Genomic DNA, 17,180 nt, shown 5'->3' with positions numbered 1-17,180 from the left:
AAAGTCAATACATGACGGAGCGAAGGCGTGCGTACCGCTCGGCGCTGCGCGCTGAGCAGGCGGAGCGGACGAGGGCGGCCGTGATCGCCGCTGCAACGGAGTGCTTCCTCGGGCAGGGCTACGCCGAGACGACCATGAAGGACATCGCCGAGCGGGCGGGCGTCTCCGCGCCGACCGTGTACGCGCAGGGCAGTAAGGCGGCGCTGCTCTTGACCGTGGTCGACGAGACCACGGCGGGCGACGCCGCGCCTGAGCCGCTGATACAGCGTGACCCGTTCCAGCGGTTGCTCGCCGAGTGCGACAAGGAGAGGAAGCTGCGCCTGCTGAGGGGAATCGCGCAGGACTGGGTGCCCCGGATCGGGCCGGTCATGCGGGTATTCCGGGAGGCGGCGGCAGTCGATCCGGAGATCGGCGAGGCATGGGAGGAGTACGAACGGCGCCGCTACACCGACATGCGGGTCATCGTCGAATCCTTCTCCGGCATGTTGCGCCCGGGGCTTACCGTCGAGCGTGCCACTGACATCTATTGGGCGACTTTCACGACTCAGACGGCGGAGGCGTTCATGGTCGGCCGCAAGTGGGAACTGGGCGACTACGCCGACTGGCTGGCCGACGCGGTGGACCGCCTCCTGCTGCGCTGACGCGACGGACCGCCGCTGCTCTGTCGGCGCAATGCCTCTGCCCCCGGCACTGCCGTCATACGGAAGGTTCTTCCCGACAGGTCAGGAACGCAGCCAGCGGATGGTGGCGGACCGGAAGCGCGTCAGGCCCTTGTAGTCGACGAGGTCGTCGGGGAGCTCGGCGAGGACGGCGGCGAATCGGCGTCTCCACTCCGGCACGGTGGCCAGGTCCGCCAAGGAGAGCAGGTAGGTGCGGATGAGGAAGAGGATCGCACCCGAGGGGGCCAGCCGGATGAGGTGCTGCACTTCCACGCGGAGGTGGAGCCGGTCACCGAGTTCGCCGGGATCGCCCGCGGTGACGAGCCGCCGGTCGCGCCCCCATTCGGGGTAGGTCTCCGTCGAGGTGTCGAGCCGGCGGTCGACGGTCATGGTCCAGTTGGTGCGCCGGTACTCCTGCCCTGTGCCCAGGCGCATCAGGAATTGCTGCGCCCGGGTGATGACGCCGTTGGCGTGCACCCGCGGCACAGGACCGTGCACCTCCAGAAACGGCATCCCGACGTCGAACGCCAGGGACCAGTCGGCGGCGAAGGTGACCAGCCCGGCGTCGGCCCACAGCGCGCCCTCGCGCTGGTCGAGCAGGACGAGATCTTCCTGTGCCTGAGTTCCGGCGAAGCGCAGCGGACCGCCCGGTATCGAGTCGTCGTCCCCGACCGTGAACGACTGCTCGACGCCCAGCAGGTCGTTGCGCCAGCGCAGGCGGCCGCCGCCTTCGTCGCTCAGCTCCATGACGTCCGGGTGGTCCGCGGCGAGCTCTCCCAGCACCATCAGCAGTGCGTCCCACGCCGCTGGACGCATGTGCGGCAGGACCGTGCATCGGGTGGGATCCGCGGCCAGAACGCGGTCGCGCTCGGACAGTTCCGCACGGTAGTGCCGGTCGACCTCGATGATCCGGTCACCCCATGCGCCGGCGGCGGTCGTGACGAAGCGGCGGGCGGGTTCGACGTTGGTGCTGTAGCGATAGGTGTCGGCAGGAAAGGGAAAGGGGAAGCGCGTGATCTGGTCGGCGGTCTCCGCGCTGCGGAGGGTCGCATGGTCGATCCGTGTCACAGGTCCAGCTCCAGTTCCTCGTCCAGGCTGCGCGAGACGCAGCACATCACCGAGTCGCCCGCCGCCCGTTCCGCGGCGGACAGGAAGAGGTCGCGATGCTCGGCGCGTCCGGTTCGGACGCCGACGCGGCATTCGCCGCAGACGCCTTGGCGGCACATGTTCGGGACGGCGATCCCGGCCTTCTCGAGCGCGTCCAGCAGGCTCACCCCGGTCGGTACGCCGACCGCGCGGCCGGAGCGCGCCAGCCGGGCGGTGAAGGGGACGCCCGGGTCGAGATCGTCGGCTGAGAACCGCTCGGCGTGCACCCGCTCGTCCGGCCAGCCGGCATCGCGGGCCATCTCGCACACGGCGTCGATGAGGCCGCCGGGACCGCAGACGTAGACGTGCGTCCCGAGCGGCTGGCGGCGCAGTTCCTGGCGGAGGGCGCCGATGAAAGGAGCCTGCTCCGGGAACTCGCGCAGCCGGGTCCCGCACAGTTCGCGCAGTTCGTCCAGATGCGCGCCCGCCCCGGGCCGGTAGCCGTACAGCAGCGTGAACGGGCGGCCCCATTCGGCGGCCGCGCGGGTGTGAGAGAGCAGCGGTGTCACGCCGATCCCGCCCGCGATGAGCAGGTGACGGCGGGCGGTGGCCACGGGCGCGAACGCGCTGCGCGGGGCCGTGACGCGAACGGTGTCTCCGACCGGGACTCGGTGCATCCAGCTCGACCCGCCGCGCCCGTCGGGCTTGTGGAGCACCGAGATGCGGTATTCGGTGGACGCCGTTCCAGAGCCGGTGAGCGAGTAGGCGTTGCGCCGTCCGTCGCCGCACTCCACCACGAGGTGGCTGCCGGGCACGTAGCGGGGGAGAGGGCCGCCGTCGGGCCGGCCCAGCCTCAGCGATCGGATCCCGTTCGCGACCAGGTCGGCGTCCTGGACCACCAAGGTCATGTCGAGGGTCATGCGGCTTCCTCCGCGTCGGCCTGGTATCCCAGATAGGCGGCCAGCCGGCGGGAGAAGTGGTGGTAGCAGACCAGGGTCAGGCCGCACCCGCCGCAGGTGAGCTGCCCGCCGATCGCGATGTCCGCCCTGGTCACGTGGCGGCAGTGCGCGCAGTAGACGTCGCGCCTGTCGGTCAGGGTGACGTACGTCCGGATCTCCGCGGGGACGGCGCCGGCGCGCACCGCCTCGGTCCGCAGGCGCAGCACGTCCGTTTCGGGGCCGCACAACATCAGCCGCCAGCCGACGCTCGCCGCGGTCAGCCGTTCCCGGAAGGCGTGCAGCACCGTCTCGTTCAGTTCGTTCGCGTACGACACCCATGACGTGGCACCGGCCTGTTCGATCCGCATCGCCCAGGCGGCGGCCACCGAGCGAGCCGGGGAGCCGAGGGCGAGCACCGTGAAGTCCCGTCCGGTGAGATCCACCTCCGGCGCCGCCTCGGCCTGGCGGGGCACACTGGTGCGATCGGGGTGGACGCCGGTTCGCGCCGCCTGGCCGGGCTCCGCTGCAGAGAACGACATGGCGGTTCAGGGAGCGAACGACCGGTGGCCGGTGTAGAAGCCGAGGCCGCCCAGGACGTTCATACTGGGGAGATCCTTGAAGCCGTACTCGGCTTTGCGGATGGAGCCTTCGCTCATGATGGTGTCCTTCGCTGGTCTGGAGATCCCTCATGCCAGGTGTCTACTTATAAGAAACGAAGATAAATGTCAGTAGACCGTGATGGGTTGCCGCGGCGTTAAATACCGTTACGAGTTGGTTCCTGTTGGTGGACTCCGTTTATGCTGGCGGGATGTCTCTCGAGGAGGTCATCGCGATACGGGTGCGGGAGCACCGGCTGGCCAAGCGGATCTCGGTGGCCGCGCTCGCCCAGCGCACCGGGATGTCCAAGGCGATGATCTCCAAGATCGAGAATGCGCAGACCTCGTGCAGCCTGTCGACGCTGGCCAAGCTCGCCGACGCGCTCAGTGTGCCGGTGACCGCGCTGTTCCGGGGCGTGGACGCCGAACGGGAGGCGGTGTTCGTCCCCGCCGGTCACGGGGCGCAGATCGTCCGCCGCGGCAGCAACGTCGGTCACCTGTACGAGCAGCTCGGCTCGCTGCGCGGGGAGCACAAGCGGATCGAGCCGTTGCTGGTCACGCTCACCGAGGCCAGCGAGGTGTTCCCGCTGTTCCAGCATGCCGGCACCGAGTTCCTCTACATGCTGGAGGGCGTCATGGTCTACGGGCATGGCGACTCCCGATACGAGATGCACCCGGGGGATGCGCTGCAGTTCGACGGGGAAGGGCCGCACGGGCCGGTGGAGCTGCGTGAGCTGCCCATCCGGTTCCTCACCGTCACCGCGTACGGCACGATGGAAGCCGCTCACTAGGGGAGTCCGGCCGCGGCCAGGTGGGCGGCCAGGGTGAACCGCGCGTCGGATGAAGGCAGGCCGGCCGCCAGGTCGGCGGCGTACTCGCCGATCAGCGGGGCGAACTTGGCCCCGTGCCCGGAGCACGGGGAGCAGATCACCAGCGGTCCCGCGCGGTCGAGGACGAAGTCGTCGGTGGCGGTGGAGGTGTACAGGCAGGTGGTCTCGTTGAAGGGCTCGGGATCGAGGCCGGGCAGCCACTCGCGGACGTAGGCGGTGATGCGCTCGCGCGCCACGGGATCGATGACACCGCTGCGGGTGTCCGGGGTGGTGGCGCCGCCCGCGTCGTGCTCGGCGATCTTGCGTCCGTCCGCCGGGCCGCCGTCCCTGCCGCCTGGCAGGCTGTAGGAGGACAGCGTGTCCTTGTGCACCACGACCGGCCAGAGCACCTCGGGGTCACGGCGCGGGAAATGGAACACCTGCTGCTGGGACACGGTCAGCGGGGGCAGCGCGACCAGGCCGCCGAGCAGGTCCGCCAGCCACGGGCCGGCCGCGATCACGGCGCGCCGGGCGGTCAGCGTGCCGCGCTCGGTCTCCAGGCGCACACCATCGTCCTGGGGAACGATGCGCCGTACCGGGGTCTCGGGATGGAACGACGCCCCCCGAGCTCTTGCCCGCCGGACGAAGGCCGTCACGGCGGCCGCCGAGTCCACGGTGCCCGCCTCGGGGTGGTACAGCACCGGCCCGTCGAAGCGCAGCCCCGGCCAGCGGCGCGCGGCCTCGGCGGCGGGCAGCAGCTCGTGCTCCACCCGGGCCTCGGCCAGCACCGCGGCGAGGCGCTCCGGGTTGCGCCGGCGGCCGTGGTCGAGGCCGCCGACGACCCTGATCAGCCCCTCGCCGGCATCCTGCTCCAGCTCTCGCCAGAGCCTCATCGCCGTCCCGGTCATGCGCACGTAGAGCGGGTCAGGGTAAGCGCGGCGGACGATGCGGGCGCTGCCATGTGAGCTGCCGCGGTCGTGGCCGGGAGCGAACCGCTCCAGCAGGGCGACCGAACGGCCGCGCCGGGTGGCGGCCCACGCGGTGGCCGCGCCCATCAGCCCGGCGCCGACCACCGCGAGCTCCACCTCGCGGGGGAGATCGTCCCCGCTCACCGTACGATCCCGGGAATCCAGTCCGTGCCGGCCAGCGGCACCCGGGCCATCGCGGCGGACTCGATGGTCAGCGCCACCAGGTCCTCGGGCTCCAGATGGTGCAGGTGAGCCTTGCCGCAGGCGCGGGCGATGGTCTGGGCCTCCATCGTCATCACCCGGATGAGGTTGGCGACCCTCCGGCCGCCCTCGACCGGGTCCAGGCGGGCGGCGAGCTCCTCGTCCTGGGTGGAGATGCCGGCCGGGTCGCGGCCGTCCTGGTAGTCGTCGTAGTACCCGGCTGCCGAGCCCAGCTTCCGGTACTCGGCGTCCCACTTGGGATGGTTGTCGCCCAGCGCGATCAGGGCGGCGGTGCCGATGGCGACGGCGTCGGCCCCCAGGGCCATGCACTTGGCGACGTCGGCGCCGTTGCGGATGCCACCGGAGATGACGAGCCTCACCTTGCGGTGCAGGCCCTCCTCCTGCAGTGCGCGCACGGCCTGGGGGAGCGCGGCGAGAGTGGGGATGCCCACGTGCTCGATGAACACCTCCTGGGTGGCGGCGGTGCCGCCCTGCATGCCGTCGACCACGACGACGTCCGCTCCGGCCTTGGCGGCCAGCTTGACGTCGTAGTACGTGCGGGTGGCGCCGACCTTGACGTAGATCGGCTTCTCCCAGTCCGTGATCTCCCGCAGCTCCCGGATCTTGATCTCCAGGTCGTCCGGTCCGGTCCAGTCGGGGTGCCGGCAGGCGCTGCGCTGGTCGATACCGGGGGGCAGAGTACGCATGGCCGCGACCCGGTCGGTGATCTTCTGGCCGAGCAGCATGCCGCCGCCGCCGGGCTTGGCGCCCTGCCCGAGCACCACCTCGATGGCGTCGGCCCTGCGCAGGTCGTCGGGGTTCATGCCGTAGCGGGACGGCAGGTACTGGTACACCAGGTGCTTGGAGTGGCCGCGCTCCTCAGGGGTCATGCCGCCGTCGCCGGTGGTGGTGGAGGTGCCGGCCTCGCTCGCGCCCCGGCCGAGGGACTCCTTGGCCGGAGCGGACAGCGCGCCGAAGCTCATGCCCGCGATGGTCACCGGGGTGCTCAGGTGCAGCGGGTGCGTGGCATGCCGGTCGCCGAGGACGACGTCGGTGTCGCAGCGCTCGCGGTAGCCCTCCAGGGGGTAGCGGGACATGCTCGCGCCGAGAAAGAGCAGGTCGTCGAAGTGTGGCAGCCTGCGCTTGGCGCCCCAGCCGCGGATGTCGTAAACGCCGGTCTCGGCGGCGCGCTGGATGGCGTGGATGGTGGCGCGGTCGAACGTCGCCGACTCGCGCAGGCCGAAGGCCGCTGGGTCGTCGTGCATGGGGTCCTCCGAAGGGGATCGGTGACGGGCCGGTGGCGAGGTCAGTAGGCCGCGGAGTTGTCCACGTTGAAGTGGTAGAGCCGCCGGGCCGAGCCGAAGCGGCGGAACTCGGCCGCGTCGTCGTCGCGTTCGGCCGCCTTGAGCAGTCCGGCCAACTCGGCGAGGTGCTCGGGCCCCATCTCCTTCTCGACGCAGTCGGCGCCGAGGGACCTGACCCGGCCCTTGACGTAGAGGCGGGCCTCGTAGAGCGAGTCGCCGAGGGCGTCGCCGGCGTCGCCGCACACCACGAGCCGTCCGGCCTGCCCCATGAAGGCGCTCATGTGGCCGACGCTGCCGCCGACGACGATGTCCACGCCCTTCATGGAGATCCCGCACCGGGCCGAGGCATCGCCGTCGATCACGAGCAGGCCGCCGTGCGCGGTGGCGCCCGCGGACTGCGAGGCGCTGCCGCGCACCCGCACCGTGCCGGACATCATGTTCTCCGCCACGCCGACACCCGCGTTGCCGTTGACGGTGACGGTGGCGTACTGGTTCATGCCGGCGCAGTAGTATCCGGCGTGCCCGTCGACGACCACGTCGACGGCGGCGTTCAGGCCCACGGCGAGGTTGTGGGCGCCGTCGGGGTGGCGGGCCCGCCAGGCGGTGCCGGATTCGGCAGCGTGCAGCGCGCGGTTCAGGTCGCGTACGGACGCGGTCCGCAGGTCGATCTCCGTCGCCTTCAACGCCGCCATGTGTAGACCTCCTCGGGCTCGGGTTCGAAGATGCGGGCGGACTCGATGCCGGGCAGCCCGGCCAGGCAGCGGTACTCCGACGCCATGGCGACCCAGGCGTCGGTTTCGGCGACGACGGCGGGCTTGCAGGCGATGGCGTCACGGACGACGGCGAACGTGTCGCCGCTGGTGACCAGAAGGGTGTAGAAGCCGTCGAAGCGTTCGCACAGCATCAGCAGCGCCTTCTCCAGGTCCACGCCCCGCGCCAGTTGGTGGGCGACGAAGCGGGCGCCGACCTCGGAGTCGTTGTCGCTGTCGAAGACGGCGCCCTCGGCCATCAGCTCCCGGCGGATGGTGGCGTGGTTGGCGAAGGAGCCGTTGTGCACCAGGCAGACGTTCTCGCCGACGGAGAAGGGATGGGCGCCCTGCGGGGTGACGGCGGACTCGGTGGCCATCCGGGTGTGGGCGATCCCCTGCCAGCCGGCCGCCTCGCCGAGCCCGAACTCCTCCACCAGGGCGTCCGGGTGGCCGACGCCCTTCAGCACGGCCAGGCCGGAACCGCGCCCGGTGACGACGGCTTCGGGAAAGGCGTCGCGTACGGCCCGCTCCAGCTCCATGGCGCTCAGCTCGGCGCTGCGGACGACGACCGCCTGACCGGCGGCGATGGCGTCGGCGCCGCGGCCCACGCGGGCGGCCGCCTCGGCGGCGGGCAGGCCGAGGCCGGTCAGGCTGATCGCGGCGTGGCCGGGCGGAGTGAGCCGGTGGTCGCCGTACAGGGCGACTCCGGCGGAGTCGGGGCCGCGCTCGGCCGCCTGGTGGACCATCCCGGCGAGCAATGCGCCGAGCCGGGGCTCCAGCGAGGGGTCACGGACTTGGATCCCTGCGATACCGCACATGGCGTTCCTCTTTTCCGGCGGCGTTCAGACGGCGGTCAGGTAGCGGTCGATCTCCCAGGAGGTCACCGTGTTGTGCCAGCCGTAGAACTCCTCACGCTTCAGGTCGGCGTAGTAGCCGCTGACCCCGGCCGCGGGATCGACGGCGTCCAGGACGCCGCGGACCACCTCGTCGGCCTCCAGGGCGTACACCGCGTCGAGCAGCGTTCGGGGCAGCGCGGGCCCGCCCGCCGCACCCGGCGCGCCCGGATCGAGACCGCGGCGCACGCCGTCCAGGCCGGCGCCGAGGGTCGCGGCGGCGGCGAGGTAGGAGTTGGCCGATCCGTCGCCGCCGCGCAGCTCGATCCGGTCGCCGTCGGGCACTCGTACCAGGTGGGTACGGTCGTTGCCGCCCCAGGTCGCCTGGCGCGGCGCCCAGGTGGCGCCGGAGGAGGTGGTCGTGGCGCCGGTGCGCTTGTAGGAGTTGACGGTCGGCGCGAAGAGGGCGTGCATCGCCGGCGCGTGGGCGATCAACCCCCCGGCGAAGGCGTACGCGGTGGGGCTCAGCCCCATGCCGTACGGGTCGGCGGCCGGGTCCGGAGCCGGGAACAGCGGGCGGTCGCCGTCCCAAAGGGACAGGTGCATGTGGAGCCCGTTACCGGTGCGTTCGGTGAACGGCTTGGGCATGAACGTCGCCGTCATGCCGCGCTGCTCGGCCAGCACCTGGACGATATAGCGCAGGGTGACGACCCGGTCGGCCGTGGTGAGGGCGTCGGCGTGGTGGAAGTTCTGCTCGAACTGCCCGTTGCCGTCCTCGTGATCGCTGGCGTACGGGCCCCAGCCGAGCCGCACCATCGCGTCGGAGACGGACGTGAGGTGGTCGTACATGCGGGTCAGCCCCCGCGCGTCGTAACACGGCTGGACGGCGTCGTCATGGGGGTCGGCCGGGCGCAGCGTGCCGTCCTCGGCACGCCGCACCAGGAAGTACTCCACCTCGGCGCCGCTCACCAGGGACATGCCCTCGGCCGCTGCCCGCTCCGTCAGTGTGCGCAGGATGACCCGCGGCGCGAAGGCGTACGGCCGGCCCTCGACGTAGGGGTCGCAGTGCACCATGCCGAGACCCGGCCGGACGAAGGTGAGCGGGGTGTACGACCGCAGGTCCGGGATCGCGATCACGTCGGGGTCGCGGGGCTGCTGGCCCATCGCGCCGGCCGCGTACCCGGCGAAGCCGACGCCCTCGCTCTCCAGCGCGTCGGCCGCCTCGACCGGAACCAGCTTGGCGCACGGCTTGCCGGTGAGCGTGGTGAAGGTCGCCAGCAGGAACCGCACCCCGTCCGCCTTGGCCATCGAGGCCAGGGACTGGGTGCCGGTGACGGCAGGAAGGTTCCAGGGACCCGTTGCGGGGGCGGGGACGTCGTCGGTGGGAGCGGGGATGAGCGGGACGGTCACGGGATTACTCCCTCAAGAAGGCGTGTTCACTGGCATTACGCTCAGTGTCATGAGGGTTAACGGCGCGAGCGTGTCCGCGGCGTTACGACCCCGTAAAGCGTGCGGCGCCGAGGGCCTGAGCTGGATGGGCGTAACAGGAAGTTCACTGGCGCGGCGGATGAGCGCAACAAGCACTCCGTCTACTGCGGTGCAACACAGACCACCCTCAGGAGACCGGGATGGATACAGGAAGTACTGCGTGGATCCTGGCGAGCACCGCCGCGGTCCTGCTCATGGTGCCGGGCCTTGCGCTGTTCTACGGCGGCATGGTCGGTGTGCGTGGCGTGCTCAACATGATCATGATGACGTTCGGCGCGGTCGCCGTGGTCGGGGTGCTCTGGACCCTGTTCGGGTACTCGGCCGTGTTCGGCGACTCGTACGGCGGGCTGGGGTTGCTCGGGAACGTGACCGAACACCTGGGGCTCGGCGACCTGCTCAAGGAAGATCCACAGGCGACGCTGCCACCCGCGTTGGTGGCGGTCTTCCAGGCGCTGTTCGCCGCCATCACGGTGGCACTGATCTCGGGCGCGCTGGCCGACCGGATCACGTTCGGCGGCTGGCTGGTCTTCGCCGGTCTGTGGGCCGTGCTGGTGTACTTCCCGGTCGCCCACTGGGTGTTCGCCTTCGACTCCGCCGACGGCGGCCTCATCGGAGGCTGGATCGTCAACAAACTCGGCGCGGTCGACTTCGCCGGAGGGACGGCGGTGCACATCAACGCGGGCGTCGCCGCACTGGCCGCGGTGCTCGTGATCGGCAGGCGGAGAAGCTGGCCCCGTGTCACGCGCCCGCACAACCTGCCCCTGGTCATGCTGGGCGCCGGCATCCTGTGGTTCGGCTGGATGGGATTCAACGGCGGGTCCGCCCTCGCGGCCGGAAACGCCGCCTCCGTGGTGCTGCTGACCACGTTCAACGCGACCTGCGCCGCGATGCTGGCCTGGCTGCTCGTGGAGCGCATCCGCGACAAGCACGCCACCAGCCTCGGCGCCGCCTCGGGCGCGATCGCCGGGCTGGTCGCCATCACTCCCGCCTGCGGGGCGGTCTCCCCGATGGGCGCGCTCGCCGTCGGCGCGGTCGCCGGGGTGATCTGCCCGCTCGCCATCGGGCTGAAGTACAAGCTGGGCTACGACGACGCGCTGGACGTCGTCGGCGTGCACCTCGTCGGCGGTGTCGCCGGCACCTTGCTGATCGGCTTCCTGGCCACGGAGGACGCCCCGAACGGCCGCGCGGGCCTGTTCTACGGCGGCGGCTGGGGACTCCTCGGCGCTCAAGCGGTGGCCGCGCTGGCGGTGCTGGCCTATTCGTTCGTGGTGACGCTCGTGCTCGCTCTCGCGCTCAAGAAGGTGATCGGCCTGCGGCTCTCCGACGAGCAGGAGGCGAGCGGCGCCGACCTGGCCGTGCATGCCGAGAACGCCTACGACATGTCGGGGGAGTCGTTCGGGCCGGCGATCTCGCAACCCGCGGTCCGGACCGCGGCCAAGCCGGTCAAGGTCAGCGACGTCGTGGGCTGACGGCGCCGGGATGCGTGGAACCCCGGCCGTGGGGGGCCGGGGTTCCACGCGTCCCTAGCCATCGCACGCGTGACGATGGTGTTCAAGCGGGGACTCTCCGGGGGCGGGCGCCGCCACCTTCCATGCTCATTTCCTCGGCGCCCCGTGCGCCTGGGCGAGCCGGCGCAACGCGGTCAGGACGGTGTCACCGAGCACCACGATCTCCAGCGCACGCTCCCGGTCGGCCGGGTCGCCCACGACCCGCAGGTCGGCCTCGGCCACCCGCTCGGCGGCCACGGAGTAGTCGTCGAACACCTCCAGCATGTCCTCGCGGCCCAGCTCCGTGAGGCTGGTCACCAGCCCGATGAGGGTGCGCCGCATCGGGTGCTGGTCGAGGTCCTTCCACCCCCTGCGCCGCAGCAGGTCGTCCACGATGCGCTCGGCTGCGTCCCGGTCGGGGCCCGGCGGCGGGTCGTCCTGCGCGGTCACGGTGAGCAGGGCGACGCCCAGCAGGTCCCCGCCGCTGACGTCCGGGTCGTCCAGGTGCGCGATCAGCTCCCGGATGACCGCGATGCTGAGACCGCCGTACTCGACGAGCGTGCGTACGAGCTTGAGCCTGCGGACGTGCGCCGCGTCGTATTCGGCCTCGTTGCGCCCTACGGGCCGTCCTGGAGACAGCAGCCCTTCCCGCAGGTAGTACTTGATCGTGGGGAGCGAGACCCCGGTCTGCACGCTCAGATCAGCCATCCGCACGCTCGCGATTCCCCTCTTGCGGTCAGTCAAGACGGCTCCTGGCGACGCTGGGCCGGCGCTCGCGCCCGAAACCGCGGGACGCGCCGGTGATGATCCAGGTCTGTGTCGTCATGGCGGTGACGCTATGGCTTCGAGCGCGCTCGAACGCAAACCGGCGCGACCACGAACACGGAAGATCACGACCGGCCCAGAGGCGGTGCACTTATTCGGGGGCTGCGGTACTCGGCGTCACTGATCGGGTACCGTTCACGCAGTGCGAGGGCGGTGGGCCGGTCCGCGGGGAAGTACGCCTCGACCGCGATCTCTTCGAGCGTGATGTCGAAGGCGGCACCGAACGTGGTGATCGTATTGAAGAAGCTCAGCTCGGCCCCTCGATGCCGGATCCGGATGGGCAGGGCGATGTCAGCCGGATCCGGCGGCTCGAGCTTGTGAGGAACGCCGTAGGCGACCAGTTCCGCATAGAGATCGCTCAGCTGGGGATGCCCGGTCCGTTGCACCTGTCGCGCCAGCCGTGGCAGGAGGAATCCTCGCACCTGTTCCAAGTTGAGCAGACGGGACGCGAACCCGTCGGGATGCAAGCCCAGGCGCATCATGTTGACCGGTGGTTCGAGCAGTGCGGGGGCGACACCGTCCAGGAACACTTCGGCGGCGGAGTTGGCGAGTATCAAGTTCCAACAGTGATCCACCACCAGCGCTGGATTCGGCTCATGCCCCCGCAAGATCTGTTGGAGGGCTTCGCGCGCCGCGGTCATATCCGGGGCGTCCAGCGGGCGCGTCTGGAAGACCGGCGCGTGTCCCGCGGCGACCAGGAGCCGGTTACGCTCTCGCAGCGGAACCTGCAGCTGTTCCGCCAGGTGCAGGACCATGGGACGGCTGGGAATCGTGCGTCCGGTCTCGACGAAGCTGACGTGCCGGCTGGAGACCCCCGCCTGGATGGCCAGATCGAGCTGGCTCAGCTGCCGTCGATGGCGCCATTCGCGTAGGAGCTCACCGACGGGCTGGTCTGCTGACATGGATCGGTTCTATCCCGTCCCGGAGCCCCGTCGCCATTACAAGGCACGTAATCGACGGCGGCATCCCGGAACTGCGACGGTCGCGACATGACAGACACCAATGAGACGGAACGCAACAGAAAGCTCGTTCTCGAAGGCTTCACAGAGTTCGCCAAGGGCAACGTGGACATTCTGCGCACCCTGCTGCGGGAGGACTTCATCGAGCACAGCCCAGGCAACCCCTCCGGCCGGGACGCGTTCGTCGACTTCATCGTGCACGCCCCGGTCGCGGGTGCGAGGTTGGAGCTCAAGCGCGTCATCGCCGACGGACAGTACGTGGTCATGCACTACCTCATGACTCCATCGGGCGATGAGCGGGACACCGCTGTCGTCGACATCTGGCGACTGGAGGAAGGCCTGATCGCCGAGCACTGGGACGTCGTCCAACCCGTACCGGACTCTGCGGAAATCCCCAACGGGATGCTGTCAACGACCCAGGGCTGAAGCCGGGCTGAAGCCCTGGGCTTGCGTCTCGCGTTCCGGTCTGGCTGACCGGCTCGGGACGCACTGACCCCGCTTTCCACGGCGGGCTCGTTGGGCATGTTGACGAATGCCCACACCGCGCTCGCCCGTCGGCAGACGTTGAGCGCGGCGATGTGGTCGGCCGGTCCAGCGAACCCGCACGATCCACACGCGTTCGCGGCCCAGCCGTTCCGGCCGTCATGGTCATATACGAAACTGGAACCGTGCAGCATGAAGAGCAGCCGTTGTCCGGAGGAAACGTGAGCGACGGGGTCGTCCGCGTGGGAGACACCGTCCGCCGTCCAGCAGGGCCGTGGACTCCCGCAGTCCATGCGCTCCTCACTCACTTGCACGAGGTGGGATACCGAGCGGCCCCTCGCCCGCTCGGCATCGACGACCAAGGCCGTGAGGTGCTCACCTTCACACCCGGCAGGGTCGTCTGGCCCGACTGGTTCGCCCTGGTGGAGCCCATACGGCAGCTCGCGCACGTGGCGCGGCTCATCAGGGACTTCCATGATGCGGTCGAAGACTTCACCCCACCGCCCGACGCCCACTGGCGAGCGCTCATCCCCGCCGAAGGGGACGACATCATCGCCCACCATGACCTCGCGCCCTGGAATCTGGTGGCCGGTGACGCCGGCGAATGGGTGTTCATCGACTGGGACGCCGCCGCGCCCGGCTCACGCTTGTGGGACCTCGCGTACGCCATCCACGGTTTCATCCCCTTGTCAGCGCATCCGGACTGGCAGCGCGGCGACGCCGATGCACGGCTCCGAGCCTTCGTCGACGCCTACGGCCTCGATGAGGCCGAACGTCGTCGCCTGGTTCCCCTGCTGGCCCGCCGTACCCGCTCCATGCACGACTTCCTGCGAGAGCAAGCCGTTCGCGATGTCCAGCCGTGGGCGAGGCTTTGGAGCGAGGGGCACGGCAACGCCTGGCTGAACGACACCCACTACATCGAGCATCGCCAGGAGCTGTGGGCGCGCGCCTTGCTGGGTGAGCAGACCGCACCGGGCGGAACGGTGGACGCCCGTCCCCGTGGGTGAGCGGCGTCGCGGTGTTCACGTCATCGGGATGCCGCATGTTGCGCGGCACGGTAGCCGAAGACGACGGCGGGAGCGATGGTGGAGCCGGGGCCGGGATAGGTGCGGCCCATGACGGAGGCGGTCGTGTTGCCCGCCGCGTACAGGCCGGGGATGGGTGAGCCGTCCTCGCGCAGGACACGGGCGTGCTCGTCGGTGAGCAGTCCCCCCTTGGTGCCAAGATCGCCCGGGTAGACGCGGACAGCGCGGAAAGGAGCCCGCTCCAGAGGACCCAGATTGGGGTTGGGTTTGACCCGCGGATCACCGTAGTAGTTGTCGTAGACGGTGCGGCCGCGGCCGAAGTCCACGTCGACGCCGGTACGGGCGAAGCCGTTGAACCGCTCGACGGTCGCGGTCAGCCGTCCGGGATCGATGCCGATCTTCGCCGCCAGGGCTTGCAGGGAGGGTGCCTCGAGGAGGAGACCCGCCCGAATCCACTCCTTCTTGCGGCCGAGGTAGGCGGTGTTGAGGTAGCGCCGCGCGTGCCGGACATCGCTGATCAGCCACATCGCTCCGGGCACGTCATGCTGGAGCATGGCGTGCCCGAAGTCGATGTAGGACTCGGATTCGTTGGTGAAGCGCTCGCCGTTTGCGTCCACCGCGATGGAGAACGGGAAGGACCGCTCGGAGACGAGGAAGCTGCTCTTGCCATCGGGGCCGACCAAGGCCGCGCCCCACCAGGCGTCGTCCATGAGCGCCAGCGCGCCGCCCGCCCGGGCGCCCACCTCAATGGCGGTGCCCAGGTCGCCTTCGGGGGCGGAGGAGTACCCGGGGACGCCGTGGTACTTCCGGCGCCACTCGGTGTTGTTCGCGAAACCGCCGGCGGCCAGGACGACGCCGTGCCGGGCACGGATTCTCCGCTGCCGGCCGTCCTTTTCGACCACCGCGCCTACTACGCTGTCGCCGTCCATGACCAGGTCGACGATCGGCGCGGAGAGCCAGACCGGGATCTGCCGGCTGCGGGCGATGTGCATGAGCGAGCAGGCGAGTGCGCCACCGATGCCGACCGGGCGCTTGCCACTGGCGTACTCGCCGAGCGAGCGGAAGACGAATTGTGCGCCGCGGATGAAACCGCTGGGGGTGGACCAGGCCCGGCCGAGCAGCCACACGTCATCGGTCGTCAGCGGTAGCGGGATGCCGCTGTCTTTGGCGCGTGCCGTGGCGTACCAGTCGCCGAGCAGTTTGGTGTTGAAGGGAGCCACCTCGATCGAGCGTCCCACCTTGCCACCCGGCCGGTCCGGGTAGTAGTCGGGGTAGTCGGGGCATCTCCGCCACCTGACGCCACGCCGGCCGAGGAAGGTCACGACCTCGGGGACGGTCTGCAGGAAAGCCGTCCTGCGTTCGGGGGAGGAGGCCGGTCCGGCGTCGCCGATGACGTCGTCCATGTACCGAAGAGCCTCCTCGGCGGAGTCCTGGACACCGGCCCGGAGCATGAGCGGGTTGGCCGGCATCCACAGTCCGCCACCGGAGACCGAGGTGGTGCCACCCCATTGCGGGGTGCTCTCCACCACCATGACGTCCAGCCCGCGGTCGGCCGCGGCGATGGCCGCGGACAGGCCTGCCGCACCCGAGCCCGCGATGAGGACGTCGACGAGGTTGTCCCATTGATCGGTCATCGCGGCTTCCTTCGGATCACAAGCGACGGCTCTGAAGGCGAACCCCACCTAACCGGACAGTTTCGTCCGGTTGGGGTCGTAGTCTCTGTGATAAGTGCTCGCCGAGTCAACAGGATGCGCCGAGCGCAAGCAGTGCGCTCGCTCTCCCCGGCGGCGGCGGAGGGCAGGGCCGGCTCGGTGCTGCGGGCCACGTTCCACGGGCACAGCGTGGACTACGAGGTGGAGACGTGACCGTCGCGATCGACCCAGCCGGGCGTACGTGCTCACCAAGTCATGACAGGTCGGGCAGCCCGAGGTCGAGGTTGGGCCGGTCGATCCCGCCGTCGACCTCGAGCACCTTGCCCGTCACGTACCGGGCGGCGGGGGAGACCAGATAGAGCACGGCGGCTGCCACGTCCTCCGGCTCGCCTATCCGCCGCAGCGGCGTGGCCTGCTCCATCTGCGCGCGCAGGTCCTCGTCGTTCATGACGATGTCGAGCGCGGAGGTGGCGACCGCGCCGACGGCGACCGCGTTGACCCGTACGGCGGGGGCCAGGTCAAGGGCGGCCAGCCGGGTGTAGTGCGCGAGGGCCGCCTTCGCGGTGCCGTAGGCCAGGTAGCCGCGGCCCGCCACGCGGCCCACGGCGGACGAGATGTTCACGACCGCGCCGCCACCGCTCTCCAGCAGATGGGGGACGGCGGCCGCGGTGAGCTCGTGCGCCACGCCGACGTTGAACTGGAACGCGTTCTCAAGATGCTTTCGTCTCGTGTCGAGGAAGGCGCGGGGCAACGCGCCGCCTACGTTGTTGACGACCACGTCCAGCCGCCCGAAGGCGGCCGCGACCCGCTCCGCGAGCGCCTCGGCAGCGCCAGGGAGAGCCAGGTCGGCGGGCACAACCAGAGCCCGCCTGCCGGCCTTCTCCACCTGTTCGGCGACCGCACGCAACTGGCCCTCGGTGCGGGCGCAGATCGCGACGTCCGCTCCGGCCTGGGCGAGCGCGACGGCGGTGGCCGCGCCGATGCCCCGGCCCGCGCCGGTGACGACCGCGGCGGCGCCGGGGATCTGGAAGCGGTCCAGGATCATGCCCTCACCCTAGGGATGAACTGCAACCTGTTTCAATACCGCAGCCGGCTTGTTCGGCAGGTTGAGCTCGCGC

At 70.5% G+C, this 17,180-nt stretch carries 17 protein-coding genes; 5 read left to right on the top strand and 12 right to left on the bottom strand.

The window, feature by feature from the left end; translation table 11 throughout:
* Nucleotides 1–11: 11 nt before the first annotated feature.
* A complete protein-coding gene (locus EJK15_RS29815) occupies nt 12–641 on the top strand; it encodes a TetR/AcrR family transcriptional regulator (RefSeq protein ID WP_138713794.1) in 630 nt (209 codons plus the stop codon).
* 81 nt (nt 642–722) lie between these two features.
* On the opposite strand, the gene EJK15_RS29810 is transcribed toward EJK15_RS29815, so the two are convergent.
* From EJK15_RS29810 to EJK15_RS29800, 3 genes are read right to left on the bottom strand one after another with little or no spacing between them, the layout of a single operon-like run.
* Nucleotides 723–1,727 (bottom strand): heme-dependent oxidative N-demethylase family protein, encoded by a 1,005-nt coding sequence (locus tag EJK15_RS29810; RefSeq protein ID WP_206061176.1) that lies wholly within the window; start codon nt 1,725–1,727, stop codon nt 723–725.
* Nucleotides 1,724–2,665 (bottom strand): PDR/VanB family oxidoreductase, encoded by a 942-nt coding sequence (locus EJK15_RS29805; protein WP_171074605.1) that lies wholly within the window; start codon nt 2,663–2,665, stop codon nt 1,724–1,726. The genes EJK15_RS29810 and EJK15_RS29805 overlap by 4 nt, the downstream gene beginning before the upstream one ends.
* Nucleotides 2,662–3,222 carry a dimethylamine monooxygenase subunit DmmA family protein gene (locus EJK15_RS29800; RefSeq protein ID WP_138713792.1) on the bottom strand — a complete coding sequence of 187 codons (561 nt, stop codon included), beginning with the start codon at nt 3,220–3,222 and terminating at the stop codon, nt 2,662–2,664. The genes EJK15_RS29805 and EJK15_RS29800 overlap by 4 nt, the downstream gene beginning before the upstream one ends.
* 269 nt (nt 3,223–3,491) lie before the next feature.
* On the opposite strand from EJK15_RS29800, the gene EJK15_RS29795 reads away from it, so the two are divergent.
* On the top strand, nt 3,492–4,070 hold the full coding sequence (locus tag EJK15_RS29795) for a helix-turn-helix domain-containing protein (protein WP_138713791.1): 579 nt from the start codon (nt 3,492–3,494) through the stop codon (nt 4,068–4,070).
* On the opposite strand, the gene EJK15_RS29790 is transcribed toward EJK15_RS29795, so the two are convergent.
* From EJK15_RS29790 to glnT, 5 genes are read right to left on the bottom strand one after another with little or no spacing between them, the layout of a single operon-like run.
* Nucleotides 4,067–5,200 carry an FAD-dependent oxidoreductase gene (locus EJK15_RS29790; protein ID WP_240777295.1) on the bottom strand — a complete coding sequence of 378 codons (1,134 nt, stop codon included), beginning with the start codon at nt 5,198–5,200 and terminating at the stop codon, nt 4,067–4,069. The two genes, EJK15_RS29795 and EJK15_RS29790, sit on opposite strands and share 4 nt — an antisense overlap.
* Nucleotides 5,197–6,522 carry an FMN-binding glutamate synthase family protein gene (locus EJK15_RS29785; RefSeq protein WP_138713790.1) on the bottom strand — a complete coding sequence of 442 codons (1,326 nt, stop codon included), beginning with the start codon at nt 6,520–6,522 and terminating at the stop codon, nt 5,197–5,199. Before EJK15_RS29785 ends, EJK15_RS29790 begins: the two co-directional genes overlap by 4 nt.
* A gap of 41 nt (nt 6,523–6,563) precedes the next feature.
* Complete coding sequence (locus EJK15_RS29780) at nt 6,564–7,253, bottom strand: GltB/FmdC/FwdC-like GXGXG domain-containing protein (RefSeq protein ID WP_138713789.1); 690 nt, start codon at nt 7,251–7,253, stop codon at nt 6,564–6,566.
* Entirely contained in the window at nt 7,241–8,128 is an 888-nt protein-coding gene (locus tag EJK15_RS29775) for a class II glutamine amidotransferase domain-containing protein (protein ID WP_138713788.1), read from the bottom strand. Before EJK15_RS29775 ends, EJK15_RS29780 begins: the two co-directional genes overlap by 13 nt.
* A gap of 24 nt (nt 8,129–8,152) precedes the next feature.
* Entirely contained in the window at nt 8,153–9,553 is a 1,401-nt protein-coding gene (glnT, locus tag EJK15_RS29770) for a type III glutamate--ammonia ligase (RefSeq protein WP_240777294.1), read from the bottom strand.
* A 218-nt stretch (nt 9,554–9,771) separates the two neighbouring features.
* Here glnT and EJK15_RS29765 point away from each other — a divergent pair, with 218 nt between their 5' ends.
* Nucleotides 9,772–11,100, top strand: a complete 1,329-nt coding sequence (locus tag EJK15_RS29765; RefSeq protein WP_138713787.1) for an ammonium transporter — start codon at nt 9,772–9,774, stop codon at nt 11,098–11,100.
* A 126-nt stretch (nt 11,101–11,226) separates the two neighbouring features.
* On the opposite strand, the gene EJK15_RS29760 is transcribed toward EJK15_RS29765, so the two are convergent.
* Nucleotides 11,227–11,862, bottom strand: a complete 636-nt coding sequence (locus EJK15_RS29760; protein WP_138713786.1) for a MerR family transcriptional regulator — start codon at nt 11,860–11,862, stop codon at nt 11,227–11,229.
* Between the two features lie 146 nt (nt 11,863–12,008).
* The gene (locus EJK15_RS29755) at nt 12,009–12,845 is read right to left on the bottom strand and encodes a helix-turn-helix domain-containing protein (RefSeq protein ID WP_138713785.1); all 837 of its coding nucleotides are present in this window, start codon (nt 12,843–12,845) and stop codon (nt 12,009–12,011) included.
* A gap of 87 nt (nt 12,846–12,932) precedes the next feature.
* On the opposite strand from EJK15_RS29755, the gene EJK15_RS29750 reads away from it, so the two are divergent.
* The gene (locus EJK15_RS29750; RefSeq protein WP_138713784.1) at nt 12,933–13,328 is read left to right on the top strand and encodes a nuclear transport factor 2 family protein; all 396 of its coding nucleotides are present in this window, start codon (nt 12,933–12,935) and stop codon (nt 13,326–13,328) included.
* 374 nt (nt 13,329–13,702) lie between these two features.
* Complete coding sequence (locus EJK15_RS29745) at nt 13,703–14,392, top strand: phosphotransferase (protein WP_206061171.1); 690 nt, start codon at nt 13,703–13,705, stop codon at nt 14,390–14,392.
* Nucleotides 14,393–14,412: 20 nt separating this feature from the next.
* Here the strand turns inward: EJK15_RS29745 and EJK15_RS29740 are convergent, their stop codons facing one another.
* Both EJK15_RS29740 and EJK15_RS29735 read right to left on the bottom strand, forming a co-directional pair.
* Nucleotides 14,413–16,044: an FAD-dependent oxidoreductase gene (locus EJK15_RS29740; protein ID WP_138713782.1), complete on the bottom strand. Its 1,632-nt coding sequence runs from the start codon at nt 16,042–16,044 to the stop codon at nt 14,413–14,415.
* Nucleotides 16,045–16,315: 271 nt separating this feature from the next.
* Nucleotides 16,316–17,107, bottom strand: a complete 792-nt coding sequence (locus tag EJK15_RS29735; protein WP_138713781.1) for an SDR family oxidoreductase — start codon at nt 17,105–17,107, stop codon at nt 16,316–16,318.
* Nucleotides 17,108–17,180 lie beyond the last annotated feature (73 nt).

It is taken from the genome of Nonomuraea basaltis (assembly GCF_005893125.1).
GTDB lineage: Bacteria > Actinomycetota > Actinomycetes > Streptosporangiales > Streptosporangiaceae > Nonomuraea > Nonomuraea basaltis.
The sequence above is the reverse complement of the archived record's forward strand: the minus strand, read 5'-3'. Positions and strand labels throughout refer to the sequence as shown.

Bases quoted from the DNA above. Each gene is read 5' to 3' on its own strand.
- EJK15_RS29815 (WP_138713794.1), top strand. From the start codon at position 12: ATGACGGAGCGAAGGCGTGCGTACCGCTCGGCGCTGCGCGCTGAGCAG.
- EJK15_RS29805 (WP_171074605.1), bottom strand. From the start codon at position 2,665: ATGACCCTCGACATGACCTTGGTGGTCCAGGACGCCGACCTGGTCGCG.
- EJK15_RS29800 (WP_138713792.1), bottom strand. From the start codon at position 3,222: ATGTCGTTCTCTGCAGCGGAGCCCGGCCAGGCGGCGCGAACCGGCGTC.
- EJK15_RS29795 (WP_138713791.1), top strand. From the start codon at position 3,492: ATGTCTCTCGAGGAGGTCATCGCGATACGGGTGCGGGAGCACCGGCTG.
- EJK15_RS29785 (WP_138713790.1), bottom strand. From the start codon at position 6,522: ATGCACGACGACCCAGCGGCCTTCGGCCTGCGCGAGTCGGCGACGTTC.
- EJK15_RS29780 (WP_138713789.1), bottom strand. From the start codon at position 7,253: ATGGCGGCGTTGAAGGCGACGGAGATCGACCTGCGGACCGCGTCCGTA.
- EJK15_RS29775 (WP_138713788.1), bottom strand. From the start codon at position 8,128: ATGTGCGGTATCGCAGGGATCCAAGTCCGTGACCCCTCGCTGGAGCCC.
- EJK15_RS29765 (WP_138713787.1), top strand. From the start codon at position 9,772: ATGGATACAGGAAGTACTGCGTGGATCCTGGCGAGCACCGCCGCGGTC.
- EJK15_RS29755 (WP_138713785.1), bottom strand. From the start codon at position 12,845: ATGTCAGCAGACCAGCCCGTCGGTGAGCTCCTACGCGAATGGCGCCAT.
- EJK15_RS29750 (WP_138713784.1), top strand. From the start codon at position 12,933: ATGACAGACACCAATGAGACGGAACGCAACAGAAAGCTCGTTCTCGAA.
- EJK15_RS29740 (WP_138713782.1), bottom strand. From the start codon at position 16,044: ATGACCGATCAATGGGACAACCTCGTCGACGTCCTCATCGCGGGCTCG.
- EJK15_RS29735 (WP_138713781.1), bottom strand. From the start codon at position 17,107: ATGATCCTGGACCGCTTCCAGATCCCCGGCGCCGCCGCGGTCGTCACC.